At 60.9% G+C, this 1,870-nt stretch carries 2 protein-coding genes and 1 pseudogene; all 3 read left to right on the top strand.

Annotated features, from left to right (window positions below):
* Positions 1–695 (top strand): annotated as a pseudogene (locus EGI20_RS17970) (leucyl aminopeptidase); the annotation flags it as partial.
* The gene (locus EGI20_RS17965; protein ID WP_498631423.1) at positions 682–1,110 is read left to right on the top strand and encodes a DNA polymerase III subunit chi; all 429 of its coding nucleotides are present in this window, start codon (positions 682–684) and stop codon (positions 1,108–1,110) included. The pseudogene EGI20_RS17970 and the gene EGI20_RS17965, both read left to right, overlap by 14 nt.
* On the top strand, positions 1,107–1,870 hold a 764-nt coding region (locus EGI20_RS17960), incomplete at its 3' end, for a hypothetical protein (RefSeq protein WP_498633059.1). The genes EGI20_RS17965 and EGI20_RS17960, both read left to right, overlap by 4 nt.

The following is a 1,870-nucleotide window of genomic DNA, read 5'->3' as shown; positions in this document are numbered from 1 at the left end:
TGGGCGGTGCTGCTGCCGTATTGGGTACCTTCCGCGCCGCCGTCGAGATGAAGCTGCCCCTGAATATCGTGGTGCTGATTCCGACCTGCGAAAACATGCCGTCCGGACGGGCGCTCAAGCCGGGTGATATTGTCACCTCTATGTCGGGCCAGACTATCGAAGTGTTGAATACCGATGCCGAAGGCCGCCTGATTCTGTGTGATGCACTGACTTATGCCGAGCGTTTCGAGCCGGCTGCCGTTATCGATGTGGCGACCCTGACCGGTGCGTGCGTGATTGCGCTGGGCCATGTGGCGACCGGGCTTTACAGCTCGCAAGACTCGCTGGCACGCGATCTGGTCGCCGCTGGCGAAGAGGTCGGTGACCGTGCCTGGCATATGCCGCTGTGGGAGGAGTATCAGGAGCTGCTGAAGAGCCCGTTTGCCGATATGGCCAATATCGGTGGCCGTGCCGGTGGCAGCATCAGCGCCGCCTGTTTCCTGTCGCGCTTTGCCAAGGCCTATGACTGGGCACATCTGGATATTGCCGGTACCGCCTGGAAGAGCGGCAAGGACAAGGGCTCGACCGGTCGACCCGTGCCGCTGCTGGTGCAATACCTGCAAGACCGCGCCGATATTGCGCTGGGCAATGTCGTACGTCGTGGCCGTCCGCGTCGCGAGGTGACGGAAGCGCCGGATCAGCATGACGCAGATTGATTTTTATACCGGTGTGGCCGATGCACCGGCTTTTGCCTGCAAATTGACGGCAACTGCCTACCGCAAGGGGGCCAAGCTGTTTGTGTTGCTGCCGGATGCGGCTGCGCTTGAGCGCTTTAGTGCGCGCTTGTGGAGCTTGTCCGAGACTGCGTTTATCCCGCATTGCAAGGCCGATGATGCCATTGCCAGTCAGACGCCGGTCTGGCTGGGGCTGTCGCTGGCTGCCTGTAGCGAGGATAGGGTGTTGTTGAATCTGGGCGGGGAGCCGCCGGCTGATCCTGCGGCCTTTTCCCGTATTCTGGAAATTATCGGTGTTGATGAGGACGCGCTAGCCATGGCGCGAACCCGTTTTCGCTTTTATCGTTCTCTGGGGCTTGCCATCGAGCACCATGATATGCGCCATCGCCAAACATGACCGTTACTGCACCGCATGGACAAGCTTTGCCCGACAACCTGCCTGTCCTGACCGAGGTGGTCGAAACCGAGTTGCCGGTTTCCGCCTCTTTTTCTGAGGCGGAGCCTTTCTCCAGCCAGCACTTCGGTGCGCCGCTGGATTTGCCGCCGGCGTTAACGCAGGCGCTGCCCCCTGTGCTGGATGTTACGCCGGGTGATACCTTGTTCGAGTCGCTGCCTGCCATCGATCTTGAGCTGGGTGCAGGGTCGGCGCATCAAACAGAAAAAGACGAGGCACTTTTTTCCGAACTGGTGCCTGCCGATAACTGGCTTGATCACACCGCGCCACCGGCCTCGGTCGATAGTCTGCTGGAAGACTTCGACTTTGCCTTCGACGCTCCAGATCCGGCATTGGCGCTGTCCGCAACAGCGCCATCCTCCTCTTGGCAGTCTGATGTGCCCGATCTGGATCTGGCGAGTCTGGTGCCAGATGCTCCCGATGAGGAAATGCAGCCTTTGCCAGGTTTCACCGGCTTGCCGGCTGCGGATGCACGCTCCGATTTTAGCCCGCCATCGCAGCCGCCTGCTTTTGCGGCGGAGGCCGGGCATGGATTGCCGCTTCAGCCGGAGATTGAAGTGGCCGGTGTGCCCGTGTTGGAGGTGGTGCCCGAGCCTGTTGTGATGCCGGTGCTGATGGAAGAGCCCGAGCCTGTTGTGATGCCGGTGCTGATGGAAGAGCCCGAGCCTGTTGTGATGCCGGTGCTGATGGAAGAGCCCGAGCC

Source organism: Aquitalea sp. S1-19 (genome assembly GCF_024343515.1).
The sequence above is the reverse complement of the archived record's forward strand: the minus strand, read 5'-3'. Positions and strand labels throughout refer to the sequence as shown.

What these genes read in the sequence shown, in the direction of transcription:
- EGI20_RS17965 (WP_498631423.1), top strand. Translation starts at nt 682, where the DNA reads ATGACGCAGATTGATTTTTATACCGGTGTGGCCGATGCACCGGCTTTT.